Raw genomic sequence first — 24,765 nt, forward strand, 5'->3', positions numbered from 1 at the left:
AGTATAACTTCTCTGTTATAAATTCAGTAGTTTTATACTTAGATCACCCCAGATCTGTTGATCAGATGAGATTGATATGCATGAACAGTTAATTAACCCAACCCTACAAAAGTTTAAGGCCGAATTCAAAGCAGAGCCTGAGCACATTTTCCTTTCTCCCGGGAGAATTAATATTATCGGTGAGCATGTAGATTATAGCGACGGTTTTGTATTGCCTGCTGCCATAGATAAATACATTTGTTTTGCTGTCCGCAAGCTGCCACAGTCTAATTTTTGTACCATCATAGCCAGAGACCTCGGAGAAGAATATACATTTGATGTCACACTAGAGGTAAAACCCGTACAGCAAATGTGGATGAACTATATTCTGGGTGTTTTCAGCCAGTTGCAGAAGTCAGAAAATCAGTTTTGCGGAATGGAAATTGTCTTCAGCAGTACCATTCCGATGGGATCCGGACTTTCTTCTTCGGCAGCCCTTGAATGTGGCTTTGCCTATATCCTCAATGAACTTTTTGACCTTCACCTAACCAAAAAAGAAATCGCGGTGATCGGGCAAAAATCAGAACATACTTTTGCAGGAGTTCAGTGCGGAATTATGGATCAGTTTGCTTCCGTTTTCGGAAAGGAAAATAAGGTAATTATGCTCGACTGTAATTCTCTGGAGCATCAATATTTTGATGCCGACCTTAAAGGATACAGCCTGCTGCTTTTTGACAGCTGTGTAAAACATAGTCATCTGACATCCGGCTATAACGAAAGACGTAGAGATGTAGAACATGGCAAAAAAGTCTTATGGAAAAATTTCCCTGAAATTGAAAAATTCCGGGATTTTACATTGCTTATGCTTGATCATACAAAGGAAGAAATGGGAGATATTTCATACAAAAGATGTCTCTATCTGTTGAAAGAAATCCGAAGGGTAGAAATGGCGGCCAAAGCTATTTCAGAAGGAAATATTGAATATCTGGGAACACTCCTCACGGAAACCCACGCCGGGCTGTCCACTGAATTTGAGGTCAGTTGCAATGAGCTTGATTTTTTGGTTGAAAACACATTGCAGCAGGAAGGTGTACTGGGAGCAAGAATCATGGGAGGCGGTTTCGGAGGCTGCAGCATCAACCTGATTCAGGAAAACAGAGCTGAAGAAGTGATTAAAACCATCAGTGAAAAATATCTTGAACATTTTAATATTCAGATGAAAGTTTACCAGGTTAAAATTTCAGACGGGATAAAAGAATACACCAATGAATACATCATTTGACCCTAAAAAACATCCCCACAGAAGATACAATCCTCTTTTGGATGAATGGTTACTGGTTTCTCCACAGCGGGCAAACCGTCCATGGCAGGGGCAGAGAGAAGAAACAGCAGAAGAAAACCGTCCCGATTACGATCCGGACTGCTATCTCTGTTCTGGAAATATTCGTGCTAACGGAGACCGAAACCCAGCGTACCAGGGAACCTATGTCTTTAACAATGACTTTGGGGCATTGTTGAATGAAGAAGTTGAATTTTCCGAGGAACAGTCAGGTTTTTTTACCCTTCTTCCGGAGCGCGGAATCAACAGGGTGGTTTGTTTTTCTGAAAATCATAGCCTTACCTTACCGGAAATGTCTGTGGAACACATCAAAAATGTGGTGGATGTATGGCAGGAGCAGTTCAATGAGCTGGCGGCTCTGGATCATATCAATTATGTTCAGATTTTTGAAAATAAAGGAGGCATCATGGGCTGCAGCAATCCTCATCCGCATGGCCAGATATGGGCACAGTCGTCCGTTCCGGCAATGGTTCAGAAAACCCATGATCAGTTGAAATTGTATTTTGAAAAAAATAAAAGAACATTACTGGAAGACTACCTTGAGCAGGAAACCACAGCTGGAGAACGCATCGTCACAGAAAATGAACACTTTGCCGCATTGGTGCCGTTTTGGGCGTCGTGGCCTTATGAAACAATGATTATCAGTAAACAGAAAAGAGAAAATATTGCGGAATTTTCTGAAGAGGAAAAAGAATCTTTTGCAGCTGTACTCAAGGATCTGACCACAATATATGACAATCTTTTTGAAACGTCATTTCCTTATTCTGCTGGAATTCATCAATCGCCTACAGATGGCAAAGAACATCCGGAATGGCATTTTCATATGCACTTTTATCCGCCGTTACTCAGAAGTGCGGAAGTTAAAAAATTTATGGTAGGATACGAAATGCTGGCTGAGCCTCAGCGGGACATTACCCCGGAACAAAGTGCCACAATATTAAGAAATCTTCCCACCATTCATTACAAGAAAAAATAATAAATCAATATCTTTGAAAAGAATAAGCATATGATAATCTGCTGCAAACAGAATATCGCTTTTCCCAATAAAATTATGGAACAAATTAAATTAATTGTGACGGACATGGATGGGACATTTCTCAATTCCAGCCATGAAATGAGCCCTGAGTTTTCGGATGTTTACCAGGAACTGAAAAAAAGAAATATTGTTTTTGTACCCGCAAGCGGAAGACAGATGCCGGGCATTACCCATTATTTCGGAGAAATAGAAAGTGAGATTGGTTTTATTGCTGAAAACGGTGGCTACATAATCTATAAAGATCAGGAGCTTTTCGCCGATACACTGGAATATCAGTATATTGTTGAGATCATCAAAGCTGTCCGCGAAATACCGGGTGCAAAAGCTGTACTTTCAGCTAAAAAGATGGCGTATTACGAAACCGAAGATCAGCAGTTTGTAGATTTTTTTTCCAAATATTATACTGAAAATATGAAGAAGGATGATCTGACAGAAAAAATTGATGATACCGCCTTTAAAATAGCCGTATATCATCCTGAAGGTTCCGAAAAATATCTGTATCCCGCCCTTAAAAGATTTGAAGAATTCGGTCTTGAAGTGGTAGTTTCCGGGGAGTATTGGCTGGATGTTATGAATAAGGATATCAATAAAGGGAACGCTTTGAAAATCCTTCAGAAATCGTTGGGGATTTCTCCTGAAAATACGATGGCTTTCGGAGATTATATGAACGATATAGAAATGCTGAAGAATGCCAGATATTCCTACGCCATGAAAAATGCCCATCCGAATGTAAAAGAGGTAGCTAATTTTGAAGCATGTACCAATGACAGCTTCGGAGTTCTTAAAACGATTAAGGACTATCTGAATTTGAATTAATTCTTCCGTACACCAAAATTTCATTACACTTTGAACACCAATTAAAACTAATAATATGAAGACATCAACCGGTAGAAAGCCAGCCAAAACATGCTATGAGCATATCGGCGGAAAATTAGGGCAGCTTCTTTTAGAACAATTTGTAGAGAAAGGCTGGATTGCAAAGGATAGTCCTGCTGACCGTAACTATTATATTACGGATAAGGGACAGGAAGAATTTACAAAACTGGGCATTGATCTGTCACAAATAAAAGCAGAATAAAACCCATTTCAGTTACTTTTCAATCCATTTTTGAGTCCATTGCTGCTCTTTTCTTTCATTTTATAAATGCTTGTGTTATCTGAATGATATCTGTAATAGAAAAAACGTATCAATATATTTTACTTTAAAAACTCTTTAAAAATAAATTTGCATTCTTTTTTCATCCTTGAACATAAGATAATTAAAAGCAATAAAATAATTTATGATTAATAACCAGTTTATTACTGAAAAATTTGGATTTCTGGGACTGGATTTTATACGTGAACTTGAAAAATGTTGCGTAATCACTGATATAAAATCTAAAATGGAGATTGTGAGTCCCGGGCAGCGAATTCATTATGTACCTATTCTCATGAAAGGTTCTGTAAAAGTTTTTACTCTTAATGAAGGGAGAGAACTTTTATACTATTATATGAAACCTGGTGAAAGCTGTATCATGACTTTTGCTTCCATATTTAAAAACTGTATAAGTTCTGTATATGCCTGTGCTGAGGAATCATCCAAAGCACTGCTGATTCCTGTTTCCAGCCTTCTTAAGCTTATGAACAGCTTTCCGGAGATGAATAATTTTTTCTACAATGAATATGACAGCCAGTTTACTGCATTGATGAATATGGTAAATGATGCTGTTTTTCATAAACTGGATACCAGAGTACTCAATTATATCAATCAACGTGCTGTTGTTACTGGAAATAATCCTGTAAAAATCACCCATAAAGACATTGCATCAGCTTTGGGAACATCCAGAGAAGTGATAAGCCGTGTTCTTAAAAAGCTCGTTAATGAAGGCCGGATTATCCAACACAAAACGGCTATTGAGATAATAGCCGGGACAAACGTAAGTGAACCATTGTTTAATTAGTTTTGTAAATGCTTCTTTAAAAAAGCAAGACTGCCTTCAGCCAGCTCCTGAGCATCATAAGGTGATTTTTGCCATAATGAAACCTTTTCCTGCATTCCGGGAATTGAGGAGCTGAAATTTTCAAGAACCAGATTCCCTTCAAAATTGATTTTTTTCAATGCTGAGAAAAACTCTTCCCAATTGGTTGTCCCTTCTCCCAGCATACCCCGATGAGATTCTGTAACATGAATATGCTTCAGCATTTTCCCGGAATTGATGATCGGGTCATAAAAATTATTTTCCTCAATATTCATATGAAAGGTATCAAGATGAAGGAAGAGATTATTTTTACCTGTTTTCTTAATAAGTTCCAGAACATTTTCTGCAGTATTGCAAACATACGATTCATAGCGGTTTATAGGTTCTATGGCGATATCTATACTTCTGCTCCGGGCGTAATCTGCCACATTGCACCATACTTCAGCAATGATTTCTTTTTCATTTTCTGTGAGTGGTTTTCCGGTAAAGACACCTATTCCGCTGTGTAAAACTCCTGCCAGCAGATTGGTCTCCAGCTCAGCAGTTTTATCAATTGCTTTTTTGATCAGCTTTTCTGCGGCTTCAGGATAAAACGCAATATGGGCATCTTTGGGAAGGTTCAGCGAGCATATAACCTCCAGATGATTCTCTTTCAGCTGTTTTTTTACTGTTCCGGCATCAAAATCCATTGAGCTTGGAAGCAGTATTTCGATAAGATCAAATCCGGCCTGAGCGGTTTTTTCTATAGCATATTTTCCTGATTCTGCATTCCATAACGGAGTAATCCAGGAGAGTAGGGAAGCTCCAAACTTTATATTCATTATATTTTATTTATTTAATTTTAAAAAATCCACCATTCTGTGCGTATTCCGAAATATGTCCCGAATCTTTTGGCTCCTGACTGTTGTAAAAATGGTGAATAAAGACTATTCATAGCCTGATCATTATATCTTGATACTTCAGCAATAAAACGGATGTGAGGTCTTGCCCAGACACTGCGTTCTGCTGTAGGAACAATGGTAGGAGCCAAAACCAGTTTCATCATCGATGCGGCATCCTGGCTTCCGTTTTTTCGTGCTGCATAATGGAATTCGGAAAGAATATGAAACCAGTTGTTAAAATAGTAAGTGGCCCTGATTCCTGTATTAAATTCTGTTTTCCTGTTGAAAATTTCACGGCTATAATAATCCGGAGCTTTATCATTACTGGCTGATCCTCCTTTACTCTTGGTGAAGACGGCATAAGGATTAAGCGACCAACGGTTTGAGATATTCCAGAGGAAATGTTCAACAACAGTAAAAGAGTAAGCTCCTTTGTATGTTTTTGTAGTTTCATCAGGTGCTCCATAGGTACGCCAGGTCTGTGTATTCCCATTATCGCCTCCATTAGCAATTCCGGTCCCGTATCTTACAGAAAACTGATTGAATGAACCCGGAATTTTTGTTGCAATATCTGTATTTAATTTAGCCCCAAAAACCCACCCCTGATCCGACGGGTATTGCTCTACGGAATTTTCTCCCGATTTTTCTACATGATGAAATTCTGCCAGTAACTTGAGTTTATGTTTTGTATTTTTAAATGGCAGCGTCTGTTCCAGGACCAAAACTTCTCTCTGCCTGTAAATAAGGTTTTTTGATCCGCTGATCACATTGGTGTAAGAATAAGGCGTAGAGTTGCTGGCAGCGGTATCAATAGCAGCAGGGAAAAACATAGAAAACCTTGTGTTTTTATGCCTCAGCCCCCAACCGGTTGCCGAATGGTCATCAAAATAAAAATAATCTGCAATGTGAATGTCATCATATCTCAGCCATCTTGACCCAGCCCAGACATCCCAATCACTTCCCATAATATTTCTGGCCTCAACAAATGCTTCCGGTAAGGCAATAATCATCCCCTGATTGGATTTTGAATCTACATTTCCCAGAAAAGTTCCGCCTGAATAAAAGCTCAGCCTTGCCTGCATATCGATCTTTGTACTTTTTGTACTGTCACCGTTTACCACCGGAGTAAAATGGAAAGCTGGCAAGAAATCAACATAGTCACCCTGATCCATTCTGCCTCCTAAAGATCCCTGGTTGTTCAGGTTCAGTTGTCTCCCGGTTTTGCCATCAGCATTCGGAGAATAACCAGCTCCGATTCTCCCGGTTGTACCAAAGGAAAATTTTTTGTTGGTTATTACGATCTGGGCATTAATTCCCCTGCCGGCGCATACAAGTAAAATGCACCAGACTAATAAGAGCTTTGTTTTCATAGGAATTATTTAAGTGTTTTGGGCTTATAGAATTTTAATGCAAATAATAAAATAACTACATAGCATAGAATAGGAAGGAGATAAGCATGGGCAATATCTTTTTCGGCAATTCTACCCATGATCGGAGGGAAAACAGCGCCTCCAAACATCGCCATAACCAGGAATGATGAAGCCTGCTGAACTTTTGATCCTAATCTTTTAAGTCCAAGACTGAAAATAGTAGGATACATCACGCTCAGGAACAGGTTGAGCAAAATAAGGCTGATAAATGAAGCCCATCCGAAGCTTTGGGAAATAATCAGGCACAGAACGATATTACATGCGGTAAAGATAGCCAGCAGCTTGTTGGGAGCAATGAATCTCATCAGGAAAGTGCCAATAAATCTTCCAATCATCATCATCGCCATGCTCAAGGAAAAATAATAGGAAGCCTGTATCTCCGGAAGATGCATTTTCTCGACACCGTAATTGATAAAATAAGCCCATGTACCGCCCTGTGCGGCGATATTGAAAAACTGGGCAATGACTGCAAATATAAAATGCCTCTGCTTGTAGAGCGGTGCGTGTGGATCTGATACAGACAGGTCTTCTCCTTTTTCATTTTCTGAAATAATGATATCTTCTGCATGAGGATCTTTGAGGTCCGGTACTTTGATAAAGCTGAAAATAATGGTAATCGCCAGAATCACAATCCCAATCCAGGTATAAAGATTTTTTACAGAATCCAGAGATCTTGTTCCTGAATCAGGGGCTCCAAAAATGAAATATCCACCCAGCAGAGGACCGATGATAGCTCCTAAACCATTAAATGATTGAGCAAAATTAACCCTCTGATCACTCGTTCTTTCATCACCAAGAGCTGCTACAAAAGGATGGGCTACCGTTTCAAGAGTTGCCATTCCCATAGCAAGTACAAAAAGAGCCAATCTGAAAAAGTCAAATGAAGAAGTATTAGCTGCCGGAATAAACAAGAAAGATCCCAGTGCAAATAGTGAAAGTCCCAGAATTACCCCCAATTTATAACCAAACCTTTTCATAAAAAGCCCGGCCGGAATCCCCATAAGTGCGTATGCACCAAAAATGGAAAGCTGTACCAGTCCGGATTTGGATTTCGAAATATGAAGAACGTTCTGGAAATGCTTATTCAATACATCACCCATGGTAAGAGCAATGGCCCAGAAGAAAAATAATGATGTAACAAAAGACAGGATGATGTAATATTTCTTATCTGTAAATTTTGGAGTATTCATATAGTATGTTTTTAAGAGGTTTTACAGCTGTTTTTTTCTCTGAATGCCTTGAATTCTTCATAGGTGTAATCCGGACATGCTCCCGCTTTCGAAGTGATAAAAGCCCCCAATGACGTTGCCTGTTTCATGATCTCTTCCGGGGATCTGCCCTGAATTCTTTTAGACAGGAACCCGGCAAGAAAAGAATCCCCACTTCCCACAGTATCTGCAATTTCAATATGAACCGCCGGGAAATTATATGCAGTATCATCTATAAAGTATCTTGCACCTTTGCTTCCTTTGGTAAGAACAATTTCATTCAAATTAAAATAGACCTGAAGATGTCTGATGCCGGTATCTTCATCAATATAATCTTCACCGAGATATTCAAGAATGGTTCTGAGTTCTGCCTTATTCATTTTAACAAGATCAGCCTTATGCAATAATTTTTTAATGAACTCAAAATCGATAAAAGGAGGACGGAAATTGACATCAAAAACCCTGAATTTTGAATATTCCAAAAGTTCCAGCAGAGTAGCTTGGGATGTTTTATTCCTTGTAATCAGGCTTCCAAAAACAAATGCTTCTGAATTCTCAATCAAACTCTTATGTTCTGGCAGCGGTTGAATAAAATCCCATGCTGCTTCCTGCACAATTTCATATATAGCCTCTCCGTGTTCATCAAAATCAGCAAGCACTGTTCCTGTAGCTTTTTCCTCATCTACCTGTATGAAATCTGTTGTTATTCCCCAGTTCTGAATTTGATTAAGAAGGCGGTGTCCTAATTCATCATTGCCAATTCTGCTGAGCATTTTCGTATCAATTCCCATTTTGAAAAGGTTGTAGGCTACATTAAATGGCGCACCACCAGCTCTGGATCCGGTAGGGAAGATATCCCACAGAACCTCTCCAAAGCAAACGACATGGTTTAATTTATTTTTTATCATGATAGGTTAAACGTTTAAGTTATTGTTAAAAAAAATGTTTTATGTTATATTAATTATTTTAAAGAGGCTTTGGCAACCAGTTTTGCGGATAATGTTACCCTTTTTCCTGTCGCTGCATAATCATTGATCTGTCCGTCCAGTAGCCTGATAGCCTCTTCAGCCATTTCTTCAATTGGTTGCTGGATATAGGTAATCTCGGTAGGGAAGAGATCGTATGCATCGGTTTCATCAAATGCAACTACAGAAACCTGCTCCGGAACTTTTATATTGTTTTTAACGAGGTAGGAAAGTCCCGCTACCGCAAGTTTATTACTGGAAAAATATAATGCTGTATTTTCAGGTTTTTTTCCTAAGTTATTTTCAAGCTGAGAATGTACCTCTTGTGCTATATTTTCCAATCCCACCAGAATATATTGTATTTCAGCTGTTTTGTTGGAAGAGCTTATTGCTTTTTCAAAACCATGCTGGCGGTCCAGCAGATGCGGGAGCTCAGTTTCGTAACCAATGTAGATCATTTTATCAAAATCCTTATTAAGAAGCAGGCTGGTTGTTCTCTCGGCTATCTCCTGATTATCAATGGTAATTCCGGGAACAGAAACTCCTTTAAGATACCTGTCAATAGTTACAACAGGATATTTAATGTTGATAAGATTTTCAAGTGTCTTTTCTGATCCTGCTACCGGGGCAACGATCATTCCGTCTACCTGTTGCTGCGAAAAGAGTTCGGTAAGTTTTTTAAATTTTTCTGCATTTTCGTCAGAACTGCCAATAATGAGAGTATAGCCTAATTTTAAAGCTTTATCTTCCAGATTCCTTGCCATATGAGAATAGAAGTCATTGGAGATGTCTGCAACGATCAATCCCAGAAGCTTTGTTTTATTGGTTTTAAGGCTTTTTGCGATCTTATTGGGAGTGTAGTTAATCGTTTCAGCAATTTCAAAAATTTTTTTGCTGGTCTCTTCGCTAATGCGTTGTCCTTCCTTTTTGTTGAGAACATAAGATACTGTGGCTACGGAAACTCCTGCCAGTTTAGCAATATCTTTTATAGAAGACCTTTTCATTTTATTTTATTAATGCACAAAAATATTTCATAAAATAGTAAAAAAACAATAGCTGTGTTTTTTTGGCAGTTTCAGAAAAAAGTGTAATTTCGCGCAATTTTTTAAAAATAATGCAAATATATGATTTTCAGTATATTAAACAATAAAGTCGTATTTTAATATGAACAAATTGTTAACCTATATAATATGATGATTAAATTTGGTTAAACGTTTATCCAATATTTTTTTTAAATTTTATATTTTCTGTCTATTATTTAAATTATATAAGGAAAAATTATCATTGGTTTGAATTTGTAAGTATGCAGATTCCAGAACATAAGTTTGAATCCCTCACTCTCCACAATTATTCAAACAAAATAGTCCAAAAGCTGTAAAATATTTACAGCTTTTTTGTTTTATACAGGTACTAAAGGTGCTAAATAAAAAGCCATAATCTTTAAACGGTCTATTTATTAGCGGTAAAATTAACCTGATCATTTTCTTTATTTGAAATATCCGAATAGTAGTAATGGCAAATCTTTTAAGAATCTTAAACTCATAAAAATCTATCGGGACATCGAAATCTATCGATAGGTTATGTTTTGCGTGATTATGAAAAATCAACAATTTTGCAGAAAATTATTATTGACCTGATGTTTACATCAATGAAAATAAGATTCTAAAAACACATTTAATAGTGAGGGTTAACTCCTTTATTACCTTAAGTGAGAATATGAAAAAAACACATAAAACACTGATTTTACCTTGTTGCTTCCTTATCAATATATTGAGTGGGCAGGTAGGAATGGGAACAAATAATCCACAAGGTATTTTACATGTAGATGGAGCTAAGGATAATTCTGCTTCAGGAGCACCAACGGCAACACAAGTTTCAAATGATTTTATTGTAAATAAAACAACAGGATTCATAGGTGCAGGAGTTCTTAATCCTCAGGTGCAGTTCGATATCAGATCAGCAGGTGCTGAAAATGCCCTTGGTCTGGGAACAACAACCATGTCGGCGGTGGCTGCTGGTGCGGGTGCTACACGATACGATGTAAACAATATACCGGTAGGCGCTAAAATCGAAGTGTCTGATGGTACAGTATGGCATAAAGCTTATATTGCTCCTCAAAAGGCAGTGATTGTTGTCCGTAAAATTGTAAGTCAGTCTATACCATCTGCCTCTGCAACAACTATTGTTAATTGGAACGAGGTACGTGACATGAGCAATAGCTTTGATCCCAGCTCAGGTGAGTTTACAGCTCCCCGAAATGGAACTTATACTTTTTTATTAACATTCAATTTTAACGGAGCCGTTATTAGTGATGGGTCCAGAGTAGAGTCACAATTTTATAATCCCATTACAAACCTGGTTCTTGCCAGTGTATATAAAACTTTCGGCCAGTCTATGACAGGTACAGCTGATGATGCTAATTCTACCCGTTCAACACAAGCTGGAGGATCAAGTACCGTTACCCTTACTCTTATTGCAGGAACTAAGGTAAGTGTCAGACTATATCAAAATCTTACTTCAGGGGCTATTCCGCTTAGAGTGACAACTGATTCTTCGAACCCTGCAAATCCAGATGATGGATTTAACAATTTAACCATAATAGAACATTAAGATATAGATTATGAAAAAGAAGATCAGTATCACTTATAAACTATTTGCTTGTATTTTATTTTTTTCTGCAACCAAGACAATGGCGCAAACAGGATTTTTTACTCCTACACCTGCACAACCTTTGCATATAGATGCGGGAAAAGATAATGGCTCAGCACCTGATGCAACAAAAATATCTAATGATGTTGTTATTACATCAGAAGGACAGGTTGGCTTTGGACTTTTAAACCCGGTTACTAAAGTAGACCTGAGGTCTTCATCCGATCAGGGAATTATTGGTTTAGGGAATAATACACAAAGCCCTTCCGCAGCAGGAGGAGGAGCAATACGCTACAACAACAGTGGATTTTTAGAATATTCTGATGGTGAGCAATGGATCGCATTGCCATTGACTGCTCCAACGAAAGCACTGGTAAATGCCAGTAAAGGCTCTGCGCAAAGTATTCCAAGTGCAGCTTCAACGGTTATTACAGATTGGACAGAAACAGTTGATTTAGGTGCTGGTGTCAGTGGAGATTTTGATCCTTCCACAGGGGTTTTTAAAGCTCCCCGCGATGGTTTTTATCTGGTTTCTTTCAATATTACCTTGGCGAATGGAAATATCCCTAAAAATACATTCATAGAAACCGCAATAGAAAGCAGTCAAAGTACAGATAATATCCCTGTATTTAAGACCATAAATTCTTATCCTGCTTTTCAGGCTGGTGCAGTAAGCAATTATATAAGTGGGAATTGCAATGCTATTTTCAACCTTAAAAAAGATGATACTATAAAGTTCAGCATTAGGCATAATATAGGCAGTGTCCGAAATACGTTGAATGACAATAGATTAAATAATTTAAGTATCAGTGAATTGTAAATACATAATAATGGGGCGAAAAAATAAAATAAAAAAATTGATCAGTGCTGTTATTGTTTTGTCACTGAATGTAACCTATGTAAATGCTCAAATAGGAATAGGGGTACCCAATCCGACAAACCCTCTTGAGGCTAAAACAGATGCCGGTAATATTATAATCAATAGTTCCGGAAAAATGGGTACAATGGTTGCCAATCCCAAGGTAGCTCTGGATCTGCGAGGTGGAACAAATAGCTCTGTGGCTATTGGGAATACTGCAAAAACAGCTGCGCAGGCCGGGGCTGGGGCGTTACGGTATGTTGCAAGTCCTGCTATTGGAGTAAAGGGATACTTGGAATTTTCCGACGGTTCAAACTGGGTTAGCTTTTTTCCTAAAGGAAAACCGCGTATTATAGTAATGGCAAGTAAAACTACTCAGGATACCTATGTATTTGAAAGTGCAACTCCTTCAGAAATAGGACCAAAATCTGGCATAGTACAAAGAAGATCCTCTTATTTAACTAACTGGACTGAAAAATTAGACTCTGATTCAGGGGTTCCAACCTCGAATTTTAATCCGGCTACAGGTGAGTTTACAGCACCGCGTGATGGCGTTTATTTTGCAACTTTTACTTTTGCATTACAATCCAGCCAGGTAAATACTGGCGCCAATAATCAAACAGAAGCAATTTGGGAAGTCAGAGATTCTGCCGGCAACATTACGCAAAGAATAAAAACAAATAATGGATATGCTTCCGATACCGGAGGAAGTCCAAATGCCGTACCGGTAGGTTCAGCCTGTACAGTAAGCGTATATCTGAATAAAGGCAGCAAACTAAGACCTTTCACCTGGATTACAGTAGGATTTGATGGTACAACCAGCCAGTTTGATGTTTCAGGAAGTGGTGCTTACAATGCGCTTACCATCGTTGAACAATAAAGATATTTTAATAGATTTCAACAATCTAAAAGTGAACTTAAAATAAAAACCTGCAACTCATAGGAATTGCAGGTTTTATTTTGGAGAATACAGTTTTCTAACTTAATATTTCACATGGTGCAATACAAATCACCCACGGACATCTTTTGATTCCCGGAGGTGGACAGCAGGCTTCAGAGCAGCTCAATGCTCCGCCATTAATATTCTTCAACTGATCTCTTGAAATTTTTTTAGAATTTTTCATAGTCAAGTAATTGAATTAAACTAAAACTTAAGGCTGGTTTCCACCACCGCATCCGTCATATGGCATACATTGCCATTTTCCGCCGATTAAACAAAGCTGTCCGCCTCTGCAGTCAATGCCACCCTTAATTGTTTTCAATTCCTGTCTTTCGATTTTCTTTAAATTTTTCATAATAGTATAAGTTTAGTTCTATTCGAAATTAAACAATTTTTATCAACTGTTGTAGAATTATCATGAAAATATTTACTTTCAATAAGTTTATTGTTGGATGTTTTCCTTTGAATTTTATATAATTAAGTAAAATGTAATGTATGTAAAGTGTGTCCAATAGGCTTTAATAAAGGAATGTACAAAGATTGATTTGTTTGGAATAAAATCTTGTCTTGTGGCAAGTTGGATTTCATAATGACTTACTAATTTTGGTTAAAAGTTGAATCACCAAATCCGATACTATTATGAAAAGTCTATTCAAATTCTCTATCCTATTGAAATCATTACTGATTTTAACTGTTATCATTATCACGTCCCAGGTATATGGACAAAAAGTGAAACCTTCTGAAAGTGGTTATGCACCTGTTAATGGCATTAAAGTTTATTACGAGGTCTATGGCAAAGGAAAGCCCATTGTATTGTTGCATGGTGCCTTCATGACGATTGATATGAATTGGGGTGAGCTGATCCCTGAATTGTCTAAAAACAGAAAAGTAATAGCGCTTGAACTACAAGGACACGGACATACTCCGTTTTCGGAAAGAAAATTATCTCATGCTATTTTGGCGAGCGATGTTACAAAGGTAATGGACTATCTGAAAATTGATAAGGCAGATGTGGCAGGGTACAGTTTTGGAGGAGAAGTAGCTTATCAGTTGGCAATACAAAGCCCGGAAAGACTGAACAAACTGGTGATTATTTCATCAACCTATAAAACGAACGGCTGGCTGCCTGAAGTAAATAAAGCATTGGAAGGGATGAAGCCCGAACTCTTTACAAACAGCCCTATGCATACTGCCTACAACGCCGTAGCACCTGATAAAACAAAATGGATAAAGTTTCTGGAGCAGATGATCGCTTCTGCCGGACAGCCATTTGATCTGGGTGACGATAAGATTGCTAAAATTTCAGCACCAGTTTTAATTATAGCGGGTGATAATGATGGACTGGATAAAACTGAGTTATCAAAAACTTATAAATTATTAGGAGGTGATGTTTTTGCGGATATGGGCCCAATGCCAAAATCTCAATTGGCCGTTGCTCCCGGGCAAACCCACGTCAGCCTGATGATGCAGACCGCAATGATTCTGAATTATCTGAATGGTTTTCTGAAATAACCAGATATAATAGCATTTAAAAAAATTAATATAATGAGAAAAATAACTGTCTTATCAATGATTACAATGGATGGTGTCATACAGGCACCCGGCGGCCCTGAAGAAGATACATCCGGAAACTTTCAATATGGCGGATGGACTGTATCTTATGGTGATGAACTTTTCGGTGAAATCATGCAGGAAGAAATGAATCAGACTGATTACCTTCTGGGAAGAAAAACATTCGATATTTTTTCATCTTACTGGCCTCAGCATGCTGAATTCTGGCCGGGAATCAACGAAGGAAATAAATATGTGCTTTCTCAAACTATCGAAAACTCAGATTGGAAGAATACTTTTTTTCTCAAAAATCTGGATGACATCCGAAAACTTAAACAATCGGAAGGTGCTGATATTCAGATTTGGGGCAGCAGCGAACTTGTGCATCTGCTTTTGAAACATGATCTTGTAGATGAACTTCGCCTAAAAATTTATCCGTTGATTCTTGGTGGAGGAAAAAAGCTGTTTGATGATAATTCGGTTCCGGCTGCTTTTGCTCTGACGGAAAGCCATATAACATCAAAAGGAGTTATTATAGCCAATTACAAATGTTCCGGTGAGATTGTGACAGGCAATGTTGAACTGTAAACAGAGCCTTTTAATTGAGTTTTTTATTTTTCACAACAGTTAAACCTACAATATGAATACGAAATTTGAAGCCGGAATAAATATTGCCATAAAAATTCCAAAAAATAAATATGAAAAAACGGTTGCCTTTTATAGAGACATCCTAAAGTTAAATGTTGAAGAAAAACCGATTAATAATCCAACTGTTTCCAAAACCCATGAGGTGAAATTCGGGAATAATATCATCTGGCTGGACTGTGTAGATAATTATACCCATTCCGAAACCTGGTTGCAGCTTACAGTTCCTGATGTAGAAGAGGCTATAGAATACCTTCGATCAAACGGAGTAGAAACCTGTGACGAAATTGAAGAGCTTCCTGATAATATGCACTGGATTACAGACCCTGCTGGTACAGTATTTAATTTACAGCAAACATAACACAGAGAATACTTTTTTAAAAATATTTAAATCAGAATATCATTATAAGAATAGTGGCAAATAAGAAAAGTTGGTATTGTTTAAATTTCTTTCTCTGAGTTTGGTATTTTAGTATAAAAATAACCTTCCCGATTGGAAAGGTTATAAAAAAACACGTACTGCTTTGGATGAATAAGAAATTATTAATTATTCTGATTCAGGCTAAGCTTTTTCCATTTGGCAACAGTATTTCTGCTGAGTTTATATTTTTGGGCAACTTGAGTATTATTGAGATTGTGTTTTTTTTGATACTCCAATATCTGCATTATTGATTGCTTATCATAAAAGTGATGTTTTTGGTTAAATACAGCAGGTTCTTGGCAGCGTGATTCAAAAATGAGGTTATTAAGAGTAATGACATCTATTCCTGTTAAGCTTTCCTTATTCAAAATACTTTCACAAGCCTTTGCTTTGTGGGGATATTGATATTGAATGATATCTTTAAATATCTTCTTGTAATCCGGATTATTCATTCGTTACTGTTTGTAAACTTCATTTATAATATTCTTTCCAAGCTGACATTGCTGTCTGGTGTTCCTCCGAATGTAAAGGAAGCAATAGATAATCCCGGAGTACTAACATTAACTCTGAAATTGACATCATTATTCACATCAAGAAACAGAACAGTATCTGCGGAAGCTGAAAAACTATTTGAACTGATAAAGCCGGCATTTGCAGACATATATGCTTTTTGTTCACCGTTTACAGCAATAGCAATATTTACTTTTACTCCTGCAAAGCCTATATTAACTCCATTGAATAGTAAATTGAAATTAATTCTGTATAATCCTTTCTGGCGTATACGGAAAGTATCTGACGGCCGAAAAACAGAAAGGTAATCAGAAAACTGATTGCTGTTATTGGGAATAGACAAAGGAAGATTTCCGGAAGTACACAAGAAGCTTAGACACGCTACACTTGAGGGTTCTATTCTTGCACGGGTCCATGTAGTAGCCTTACCTTGTGGAGTAAATGCCTGTTTCCATGTAGAACCATCATACACTTTGGAAACGGATGCGTTCTTGTCATACATCAGCATGGCTTCCATAGTAGCATCATCATCATAGCCGTCAGGCTGTGCTGCATTATATTTTGGTAAAGTTGTGTTGCTATTTGCAACCGGCTGTATCAATACTTTTTGTCCGGTAGTATTCTGTAGTTCTAACTGTGTGTATGGAGATGTAACATTGGCCCCTCCCATAACTACCTGAGCATTTAATAAACATCCTCCCAATATATTGGCTAATAATATATATTTTTTCATTGCTTGTGTATTAAAAGTTATCTGATTCTTTGTACGTTAATAAAAGTGTCGGTGTGGTCCGTAGAATTGGAGTAAGTAGAAATAAGAGAGCTTGTAGATACAGCTGCAGCCAATCTGATTCTGCTGTTAGCAGGCAATGTAATGGTGGAAGATACACTGGCGCTTTTATTTCCGGATTGCCCTAGGTCAATAAATATTCCTCCGCTTTGGCTGGTTTCTTTAAAGGCCAGCGTAGACCAGGTTGTTCCGTTATCATAGCTTACATCCAGATTGACCCAATAAGATACATCCTGCCCTAGCCCCAGTAAACTGGTTCCTGCAAATCCTACTACACCTGAAACATGATACAATCCTGCAGCAGGAATAACAATATAATCAGTTCCGACCTGAGCATTTAAATTATTCACAAGCAGTTGTGGTCTGCTGGTAGCATTTGAGACAGGTATAGTTTGTCTGTTATTGCTTCCAAACAATTGGGATAATGCGCAGGTGTTAACACCTAGAATCGAAACGCATGTCCAGCTTTGAGCTGCGCTTGCTTTTGTACGGGTTTCAAAAGGATTGTAAAATCCTCCTAACTGCAATGCAGGAATCCATATGGTGCCGTCATATTTGTAATACTGTTTGTCTTCTTTATTGTATAGAAGGGCTCCTTCGAGAGCAGGAAGGTCATCGAAATGGTCTTCTGCCGAGACATTGTATAGTGGGAAGTTTCCTATGCTGTTAGTTTTGGTCATTATGAGTCCTTTTGCAGGATCTTTTATATCAAGCAGCGCATTGGGATGGGGGCTGCCTCCTGTTTTGGAAATCAGGATCTGTGAAGAGGCTGAAACACCAAGCAGCACAGAAAAAAGAAAGGTAAATATTTGTGTTTTCATTATATGTATAATTAAAGGATTACTTTTTCAAAAACAAGCTCCCCGGTTCCGTTTGTTCCATTGTTCTGGAAGGTGGCAGATGCTGAAAGACCAGGCAGAGGTATCGGAGGAGAATACTGCATGTAACCTGACAGAGAAATTTTATCACCAGCATTGAGCTGAATAACAATAGAACCATTAAATACCGGATTGTATCCTAGACGGGCATTGTCAGAAGTAAATGATTGAGAGTCAATATCAGTAAACGTAGTAGGGGTGGCAGCATTTGCTTTTTGGAGTTTTAATCGCACTTCGACAGGTGAGGTGGCTAATACGGCAAATGATCTGTAAGTAATTCTATATAACGCAGCCTCGTTTACCGTTATAATATTAGAGGCAAGTGACAGATTAATATTAGTTCCCTGAAAGTCTGAGCTTCCCGAATTACTAATTGGTATTATTACGTTGGATACTGTACAGCCTGTTCCAAGAAAAGGGATGGTACACGACAATGCAACATTGGAAGGTCTGGAAAAATGAGCAAAATATTGCGGTTTGGTTTCAACCACATAATCATAGGTGCTTCGCCAACGGGTTCCATCATGTTCGTAAACAGAAGCATTGTTCTTACTGTATACTAATGCTCCTTTAAAGGTATTATCTCCAACAGGATTGGCAGCATTGCTTATTTGAGATACCGAAGGCAGTAATACAGCTTTTGCCGGAACTGTGGATTTTACATCCAGAATAGCGTTAGGGTGCGGCTCATGATCACTAGGGTTGGTAGAAATACTAACCTGGGCATATCCGCTAACGGTCAGCATGCAGAATAGCATGAAATGTGCTTTTTTCATCGTATAATTTTTTACATTCTTGTGTTTTAAATTTAGATTTAGAAAAGAAGGATATAGGAAAATATCCTTCCTCCTAATTCAAAATATAATAACATTTGTGTTAATAGAATCGAAGCCCAATAAATACATAATGTAATGACATAGTTTAAAACTGTTCATTGTGACAACAATACTATACTAATCATTTATTTCAATTGATCATCTGGATTCTATGACAAAGTTATTTTAAGGTTTAATTAATGGCACTATAAAGATATTGTCATAAACTAGCGAAACTTGTCGTTTTGGTAATCGGAATTGTTAAAAAGGTGAAAACGTTGAAAATTATCCAAGATTTAGCATCCATGAATACATATTTTCCTCTGTACTGATGTTCAGCTTTTTTCTTATCCTGTATTTTTTACTGATCACGGAATTAAGGGTTACATTTTTATAATGTGATATTTCTTTGGTGTTAAATTTTAATTTGATCAGCGCACAATATTCCAGGTCAGAATGGGAGAGTTGTGGATTTATTTCCAGCAATTGTTTGTTAAATGCAGGAAAGGTTTCAGAAAATTTCAGATGGAAAGATTTATCATTGTTATGAGCAAGCTGTATAAGTTCACTCAAATCTTCAGTATTGGTATCTTTTATACTTTTAGCAGGCAGTATGTCATTTTGTATTGAGCTTTCCTTATTATCAGTGAATGTTTCAGTCGTTTTGTTATAATTCTTTCTTTTATAAACTACATATATAACAAAACTTGTAATCGAAATGAAAGAAATGACAATGATAATCAGAAGTTTATTGTTATTTGATTCGCTATTTTCTGTGTTGGAAATGTTTTTTCTATCAGGAGGAGCAATAACATTATTCAGAACTTTCTTTTCAACACTTAAGATACTGTCTGTTATCTTCTGAGCTTTTGCAGAATAGAGGGCCTGGTTTTTATAGTCCTCAAGTCCTAGATAAGATTCAGCCTTTCCGGAATAAATATCTTTTACCTGTAATGGATAAATTTTAGCTTGTTTGGCTGCCTGTGTTGCTTTTTCAAAATTTTCTAAAGCTTTAGTATAATTTTTTCTTTTGTTCTCTATATTTCCGGTTAATATATAATATCTGATAAACTCAGACTGGTCTTTTTCTGTTTTCATATCCTGAGCGAACTGAACCAGATATTTTTCAGTATTGATGAGATCATTTTTAGAATAATATTCCTGGCTTAATTCTATAGCGAATGAAGAAAGATAAAAATTTCTGTATGGGAATGTAGTGCTTGTTTTTCTTGATTCATTATAACCATTGTGAAGATAAATCAAGATAGAATCTTTTTTTCCGCTTCCATCCTCTTTTCTGAGATTTCTCGCCATGGTTCTATATGCCGTCGCTTTTATGATGTGAGCTTCCTCATTACTTACCTTACCTGTCTGATCAAGAGCTTCATTAAGTGACTTTCTAGATCTTTTAGTATAACTTAGCTCAGTATAAATCATGCCTTCTTCCACATAGATCCATGCTAAAGTATAATAATCATGATATTTTTCGGCTAAAATTTTACCTTCGGGAATTATTTTCATGGCCTCCTCATACCTCTGCTCATTCATATAAATGGAGGGTATTATTTTCATAGCTTCCGTTATTCCTTTTGGGTATGCAATACTCTTTGATTGTGAAAATATAGTATGCCACAATCTTAATAGTTCTTTGCTGCCGATATTATTGTAGGCATCTTTATCTTTTACAATTTTTATTAAACTGTCAATGCTTTTTTTACGCTTGGAATAATCTTGCGAATAACAATTTATAGTGCTGAAAATAAGCAGTATGAAGAGAAATGTTTTTGTTTTCACAGAATTAAGTTTAAAAAATAAAATATAATAGGAACACCAAACTTTTTATTATAAAATTAATAATTAAGAAAAATTGAATATGATGATATCAAATAAAACTATCCGATATTCAACATCCAGGTATACATGTTTTCATCAGTACTTATATTCAGTTTTTTTCTGATCCTGTATTTTTTACTGACCACAGAATTTATAGTAAGATTTTTATGCCGGGCGATCTCTTTAGTGTCAAATTTTAATTTGATTAAGGCACAGTATTCCAGATCTGAATGGGTAAGCTGAGGATTTATATTCAAAAGCCGCTGATTGAAAGTCGGGAACACTTCAGAAAACCTCAGTAGAAAAGATTTATCATCATTTTTAGCCAGTTGAACAAGCTCTCTAAGGGCTTCAACTTCCGTTTCAGATTTTTCATTTTCATGGAGAATAATTGGTTGGGGTATGGGCTCCTGAAGTTTTTCTTCTGTATATTCTTTTCGGGAATTTTTACGATGTAAAATATAAAACGTTAATCCCGCCAATGCTATGAGTATACCTGCTGCAAGATAATAGTTGTTATTTTCATTATCTGCAAAAGGATCCTCATTTTCATTAGTATCAATTGTACTGTTCAATAACTGCCGATCTGCTACAGCAATGCTGTCTGTGATTCTTTTTGCTTTTGTACTGTATATTGCCTGGTTTTTGAAATCGTTAAGCATTAAGTAAGACTCTGCTTTTCCCGAATAGATATCTTTTAAAGCAAGATTGTACATTTTATACTTTTGATAAAATTCCTGAGCTTTATCAAAATATTCGAGTGCCTGTGTATAGTTTTTCTTTTTATTTTCTATATCGCCTTTGAGGATATAATAACGGATAAATTCAGACTGATTCTTATCATGGGATTTCACTATCTCAAACTCTCTAAGGAACAGTTCTGATTTTGAAAAATTATTTTTCAGGTAATATGCCTCAGCCAGTCGTATTGTAAAAATACCAAGAAAAAAGTTTTGGTAGGGATTCTTATTGTCTATTCTTTTAATTTCCTGATATCCACGATTTAAATAAATCAGTGTTGAGTCTTTTGTACTGTCTGTAACAACTTGAATATTGTTTGCCTTTGTCATGTCGACAAGGCTTTTTATTAAATAACCTTCTTTTTCAGATAATTTATTAAGAAGGCCTAAAGAACTGGTAAGTGCTTTTTGAGATTTTTTAGTATATCCTAGTTCAGAATAAACAAAAGCTTCTCTTATAAGGAACATAGATAATAAATAATAATTATCAGTTTCCTTTGCAAGGCTTTTGCCTCGCAAAATCTTTTCAAGAGCTGCTTTATAATTTTGTTCACCCAAGTAAATTGCTGACATTGTCATATCAGCCTGAATCATCCCGTTGGAATAATCAATCTCTTTAGATTGGTAATATATTTCAGTACAGATTCTTAGTGCTTCCTTGCTGCCTTTATTAGCATATATACCTCTATCCTGGGCAACAATAATCATACTATCAATACTTTTTTGTTGTTTGATATTGTCCTGCGAATAACAAAAATTATAAAAGACAACTAAAATTATTAGCAAAAACTTAATTTTCACAAATAAAAATTTTTATATATTGAATAAAATCCCATAAACAAAGACAAATTGAGTCATTTGGTTGATGTATTAAAGTTACTTATTTATTTACTGCGTTTTGTTGAATTATCATAATATATAGTAATTAAGTTTAATATCTATATTGATATAGACAATTATCTATATGATTTATGGAATTTGATAATACTTTTTGAGCGCTGTCTATTTTCATAGAGCGTATGATAAAATTGTTTTTCATCTGTAATGCTATGTGTTTTATGAGAAACTGGAAATTCGAACGTAAAGTCTCACTAATTGAACCCGTTTTTGTATTTGCCCATCCATTTGTATAATGTGGTCTTAGGAATTTTGTATTCATTCATGACTTCCTGCTTACTCTTTTTCCCTGAATCAATAAGATCCAGAATGAAAGAAATAATTTCCTGGGTATACAGTTTTTTTCTGAACTGGGGGAGTGATGATTTAGTAGTAGCATTACCAATATTTACGTTAGCAGGAGGTGCATAGAGTATAAGATAATGTGAATAGACTCTAAAGAAATCATATTCAAGTAAAATGCTGAACCGTAAAATAAGATCGCTTTCTATAGATTTTTGGGATAATATTTTTGTTAACTCTTCATCTGTACATTTCAAAAATTTACAGATTCGTATCTGATCTATTTCAATTTCTTTTATTCTTTGGGTGATGAGGTCGCCCATATGAATATTCTTGATATCGTGAATCATCCTTTAGTATTAAATTTGTGTTTTTTTTAAAATATTTGAAGCGGACGATACCATTTCAAATCGTATGCAAAATTATTAAGATTGCTTAAATATGGGGGTTGTCACAGCTGTCGAAAACTGTCGAAACTTATCGAATTTTGTTATTTGCTGGTTAATTTTGGCTTTTGGGGAAAAGTGGTCCATGAAAAATGTAGACTTTTAAATCGGATCTTTAAACCTGATTTTTATAGGATAAATTGAAAATAACTAGCTTTCATTTGCTATCAGAATCATATAAATTACCGATTTTGATAAAAGATATACTCCAATTTTTAATTTTTGAAATGTTTATATTAATCCTTTCAGAATTTTTACACTCTGATTAAGCTGATCTATAGTGGAAGAGGCAAAACCCAGGCGTATTGCATTTTGATCATATACCTCATATTTATGCAAACTGCCATCTGAGATATATAAGCTTTTTGAATAGGCTTTTTTTGCCAGTTCTTCAAGATTGATGCTCTTGTCAAACTTTGTCCACACCGTCATTCCGCCTTCAGGAACTGAAAAATCTACTGTTTCGCAAAGTTCAGTTTTCAATAAATTACAGAAATGATCCCGTCTGTCCTGATATATACTTAAAGCTTTTCTTGTATAACGCTGTACAGTTCCGTCATTTATAATATCTGCAATGGCATTATCAAGGATATGATCCCCCTGCCGGTCCAGCAGTATACGTATATTGGAAAGATGTTTAATGACATTTTCTGAAGCCACCAGATAGCCCATACGAAATGCAGGAGAAAAGCTTTTGCTGAAAGAGCCGCAATAGATAACCATTCCGTTTTCATCCGCGCTGGCCAGCGGAAGTAAAGGACGGCGGCTATAATGAAAGTCAAAATCGTAGTCGTCTTCAAAAATAATAAAACCATATTCACTGGCAAGTCTCAACAGCTCCAGCCTTCTGTCAATACGGAGCGATACCGTAGTTGGATAATGGTGGTGCGGGGTTACATATACCATTCTCACTTTGATTCTTTTACAGATCTTTTTCAGTTCGTCCACACATAATCCATGCTCATCTACCGGAATACTTATATGTCTGGCTTTGGCATGTATAAAATTGTGTTCTGCACGCTGCCATCCCGGAATTCCTGATACTATTACATCTCCGGGGTTTATCAGCCCTGTACAGACAAGATTGATTCCCATCATGGTTCCGCGGACGGATAATATATTTTTCAGAGAAGTTTTTAGCCCTCTGGTTTCGTTCAAATGGTTGGAGAGGGTCGTTTTATAGAACTCGGAGCCATCGGGAAAACTGTAGCCACCGAATTTATCATATAAACCACTTCTGGTCAGCTGGTTTCTGTAGGCTCTGTAAAGTTCTTTTAATGGTGCCAGCTTAGGATCCGGATGCCCATCATCCAGATGAAGATCTGAACTGGGAATAAAGTAAGGATTAGGCAGATAAAGTTTTTCATGCAGTTCAAACCCCGCTGTTTTAATTCCTTTATTGCTTATCATGTCCTGAAGCTTTTCAGGATCGGGTTCCGGAATGTGTGAGGAGACAAAGGTTCCGCGCCCAACGAAACTTTCCAGCCAGCCCTGCATCTGTAATTCATCAAACGCTTTGGATACCGTTATCCGATTGATATTGAATATTTTTGCTATGTCCCTTGAAGAAGGCAGTTTTTGCCCTGTTTTTAGTTTTCCTTGCCTGATAAGAATTAAAATTTCATCTGATAATTGAAGATATACTGCCCGGTTGGAAGCAGGATCAATTGTGATATGACTCAGTAAACTTCCAATAATTGGACTATTCATTTT

Annotated in this window: 26 protein-coding genes; 11 read left to right on the forward strand and 15 right to left on the reverse strand. The window is 36.7% G+C overall.

The genetic code is table 11. The features are described 5' to 3' along the window. Positions 1-76: 76 nt before the first annotated feature. The 5 genes from galK to DYR29_RS01980 all read left to right on the forward strand — a co-directional run bounded on the left by galK (position 77) and on the right by DYR29_RS01980 (position 4,294). The gene (gene galK / locus DYR29_RS01960; protein ID WP_213279027.1) at positions 77-1,261 is read left to right on the forward strand and encodes a galactokinase; all 1,185 of its coding nucleotides are present in this window, start codon (positions 77-79) and stop codon (positions 1,259-1,261) included. After that, the gene (locus DYR29_RS01965; protein WP_213279029.1) at positions 1,245-2,294 is read left to right on the forward strand and encodes a UDP-glucose--hexose-1-phosphate uridylyltransferase; all 1,050 of its coding nucleotides are present in this window, start codon (positions 1,245-1,247) and stop codon (positions 2,292-2,294) included. The genes galK and DYR29_RS01965 overlap by 17 nt, the downstream gene beginning before the upstream one ends. A gap of 75 nt (positions 2,295-2,369) precedes the next feature. Then, positions 2,370-3,170 carry an HAD family hydrolase gene (locus tag DYR29_RS01970; protein WP_142716500.1) on the forward strand — a complete coding sequence of 267 codons (801 nt, stop codon included), beginning with the start codon at positions 2,370-2,372 and terminating at the stop codon, positions 3,168-3,170. A gap of 55 nt (positions 3,171-3,225) precedes the next feature. Next, entirely contained in the window at positions 3,226-3,432 is a 207-nt protein-coding gene (locus tag DYR29_RS01975; protein WP_213279030.1) for an ArsR family transcriptional regulator, read from the forward strand. A 202-nt stretch (positions 3,433-3,634) separates the two neighbouring features. Then, complete coding sequence (locus DYR29_RS01980) at positions 3,635-4,294, forward strand: Crp/Fnr family transcriptional regulator (RefSeq protein WP_213279032.1); 660 nt, start codon at positions 3,635-3,637, stop codon at positions 4,292-4,294. Here DYR29_RS01980 and DYR29_RS01985 read toward each other — a convergent pair. From DYR29_RS01985 to DYR29_RS02005, 5 genes are read right to left on the reverse strand one after another with little or no spacing between them, the layout of a single operon-like run. Then, positions 4,291-5,133, reverse strand: a complete 843-nt coding sequence (locus DYR29_RS01985; protein WP_213279033.1) for a sugar phosphate isomerase/epimerase family protein — start codon at positions 5,131-5,133, stop codon at positions 4,291-4,293. The two genes, DYR29_RS01980 and DYR29_RS01985, sit on opposite strands and share 4 nt — an antisense overlap. A gap of 20 nt (positions 5,134-5,153) precedes the next feature. Next, positions 5,154-6,563: a carbohydrate porin gene (locus tag DYR29_RS01990; protein WP_213279034.1), complete on the reverse strand. Its 1,410-nt coding sequence runs from the start codon at positions 6,561-6,563 to the stop codon at positions 5,154-5,156. A gap of 5 nt (positions 6,564-6,568) precedes the next feature. Then, on the reverse strand, positions 6,569-7,813 hold the full coding sequence (fucP, locus tag DYR29_RS01995) for an L-fucose:H+ symporter permease (protein ID WP_213279036.1): 1,245 nt from the start codon (positions 7,811-7,813) through the stop codon (positions 6,569-6,571). A gap of 11 nt (positions 7,814-7,824) precedes the next feature. Beyond that, the gene (locus DYR29_RS02000; protein WP_213279037.1) at positions 7,825-8,739 is read right to left on the reverse strand and encodes a carbohydrate kinase family protein; all 915 of its coding nucleotides are present in this window, start codon (positions 8,737-8,739) and stop codon (positions 7,825-7,827) included. A gap of 53 nt (positions 8,740-8,792) precedes the next feature. After that, positions 8,793-9,800, reverse strand: a complete 1,008-nt coding sequence (locus DYR29_RS02005; protein WP_213279038.1) for a LacI family DNA-binding transcriptional regulator — start codon at positions 9,798-9,800, stop codon at positions 8,793-8,795. 712 nt (positions 9,801-10,512) lie between these two features. Between DYR29_RS02005 and DYR29_RS02010 the strand changes: the two genes are divergently transcribed. Genes DYR29_RS02010 through DYR29_RS02020 form a run of 3 tightly spaced genes read left to right on the forward strand, consistent with a single transcriptional unit; the run spans position 10,513 to position 13,184 of the window. After that, positions 10,513-11,406 (forward strand): hypothetical protein, encoded by an 894-nt coding sequence (locus tag DYR29_RS02010; RefSeq protein ID WP_213279039.1) that lies wholly within the window; start codon positions 10,513-10,515, stop codon positions 11,404-11,406. A gap of 10 nt (positions 11,407-11,416) precedes the next feature. Then, positions 11,417-12,265: a hypothetical protein gene (locus tag DYR29_RS02015; protein WP_213279040.1), complete on the forward strand. Its 849-nt coding sequence runs from the start codon at positions 11,417-11,419 to the stop codon at positions 12,263-12,265. Between the two features lie 10 nt (positions 12,266-12,275). Next, positions 12,276-13,184, forward strand: a complete 909-nt coding sequence (locus DYR29_RS02020) for a hypothetical protein (protein WP_249413590.1) — start codon at positions 12,276-12,278, stop codon at positions 13,182-13,184. A 97-nt stretch (positions 13,185-13,281) separates the two neighbouring features. Here DYR29_RS02020 and DYR29_RS02025 read toward each other — a convergent pair whose 3' ends face one another. After that, the gene (locus tag DYR29_RS02025) at positions 13,282-13,428 is read right to left on the reverse strand and encodes a bacteriocin-like protein (RefSeq protein ID WP_167375285.1); all 147 of its coding nucleotides are present in this window, start codon (positions 13,426-13,428) and stop codon (positions 13,282-13,284) included. A gap of 27 nt (positions 13,429-13,455) precedes the next feature. Next, complete coding sequence (locus tag DYR29_RS02030) at positions 13,456-13,599, reverse strand: bacteriocin-like protein (protein ID WP_002980068.1); 144 nt, start codon at positions 13,597-13,599, stop codon at positions 13,456-13,458. A gap of 284 nt (positions 13,600-13,883) precedes the next feature. Between DYR29_RS02030 and DYR29_RS02035 the strand changes: the two genes are divergently transcribed. From DYR29_RS02035 to DYR29_RS02045, 3 genes are read left to right on the forward strand one after another with little or no spacing between them, the layout of a single operon-like run. Further along, the gene (locus DYR29_RS02035) at positions 13,884-14,756 is read left to right on the forward strand and encodes an alpha/beta fold hydrolase (protein WP_213279041.1); all 873 of its coding nucleotides are present in this window, start codon (positions 13,884-13,886) and stop codon (positions 14,754-14,756) included. Between the two features lie 33 nt (positions 14,757-14,789). After that, positions 14,790-15,383 (forward strand): dihydrofolate reductase family protein, encoded by a 594-nt coding sequence (locus tag DYR29_RS02040; RefSeq protein WP_213279043.1) that lies wholly within the window; start codon positions 14,790-14,792, stop codon positions 15,381-15,383. Between the two features lie 52 nt (positions 15,384-15,435). Beyond that, the gene (locus tag DYR29_RS02045; RefSeq protein ID WP_213279044.1) at positions 15,436-15,801 is read left to right on the forward strand and encodes a VOC family protein; all 366 of its coding nucleotides are present in this window, start codon (positions 15,436-15,438) and stop codon (positions 15,799-15,801) included. A 182-nt stretch (positions 15,802-15,983) separates the two neighbouring features. Here DYR29_RS02045 and DYR29_RS02050 read toward each other — a convergent pair whose 3' ends face one another. The 8 genes from DYR29_RS02050 to DYR29_RS02085 form a co-directional block, all read right to left on the reverse strand. Then, complete coding sequence (locus DYR29_RS02050; protein ID WP_213279046.1) at positions 15,984-16,313, reverse strand: helix-turn-helix domain-containing protein; 330 nt, start codon at positions 16,311-16,313, stop codon at positions 15,984-15,986. 23 nt (positions 16,314-16,336) lie between these two features. Further along, the gene (locus tag DYR29_RS02055; protein WP_213279047.1) at positions 16,337-17,104 is read right to left on the reverse strand and encodes a hypothetical protein; all 768 of its coding nucleotides are present in this window, start codon (positions 17,102-17,104) and stop codon (positions 16,337-16,339) included. Between the two features lie 17 nt (positions 17,105-17,121). Next, a complete protein-coding gene (locus DYR29_RS02060) occupies positions 17,122-17,982 on the reverse strand; it encodes a hypothetical protein (RefSeq protein ID WP_213279049.1) in 861 nt (286 codons plus the stop codon). Between the two features lie 11 nt (positions 17,983-17,993). Further along, the gene (locus DYR29_RS02065) at positions 17,994-18,815 is read right to left on the reverse strand and encodes a hypothetical protein (protein ID WP_213279051.1); all 822 of its coding nucleotides are present in this window, start codon (positions 18,813-18,815) and stop codon (positions 17,994-17,996) included. Between the two features lie 324 nt (positions 18,816-19,139). After that, positions 19,140-20,426, reverse strand: coding sequence for a helix-turn-helix transcriptional regulator (locus DYR29_RS02070; RefSeq protein ID WP_213279053.1), 1,287 nt, complete (start codon positions 20,424-20,426; stop codon positions 19,140-19,142). A 320-nt stretch (positions 20,427-20,746) separates the two neighbouring features. Further along, complete coding sequence (locus DYR29_RS02075; RefSeq protein ID WP_213279055.1) at positions 20,747-22,135, reverse strand: helix-turn-helix transcriptional regulator; 1,389 nt, start codon at positions 22,133-22,135, stop codon at positions 20,747-20,749. Positions 22,136-22,518: 383 nt separating this feature from the next. After that, the gene (locus DYR29_RS02080; RefSeq protein WP_213279058.1) at positions 22,519-22,956 is read right to left on the reverse strand and encodes a transposase; all 438 of its coding nucleotides are present in this window, start codon (positions 22,954-22,956) and stop codon (positions 22,519-22,521) included. 327 nt (positions 22,957-23,283) lie between these two features. After that, positions 23,284-24,762, reverse strand: coding sequence for a PLP-dependent aminotransferase family protein (locus tag DYR29_RS02085; protein WP_213279061.1), 1,479 nt, complete (start codon positions 24,760-24,762; stop codon positions 23,284-23,286). Positions 24,763-24,765 lie beyond the last annotated feature (3 nt).

The sequence above is a fragment of the Chryseobacterium indologenes genome (assembly GCF_018362995.1).
Classification (GTDB): domain Bacteria; phylum Bacteroidota; class Bacteroidia; order Flavobacteriales; family Weeksellaceae; genus Chryseobacterium; species Chryseobacterium indologenes_G.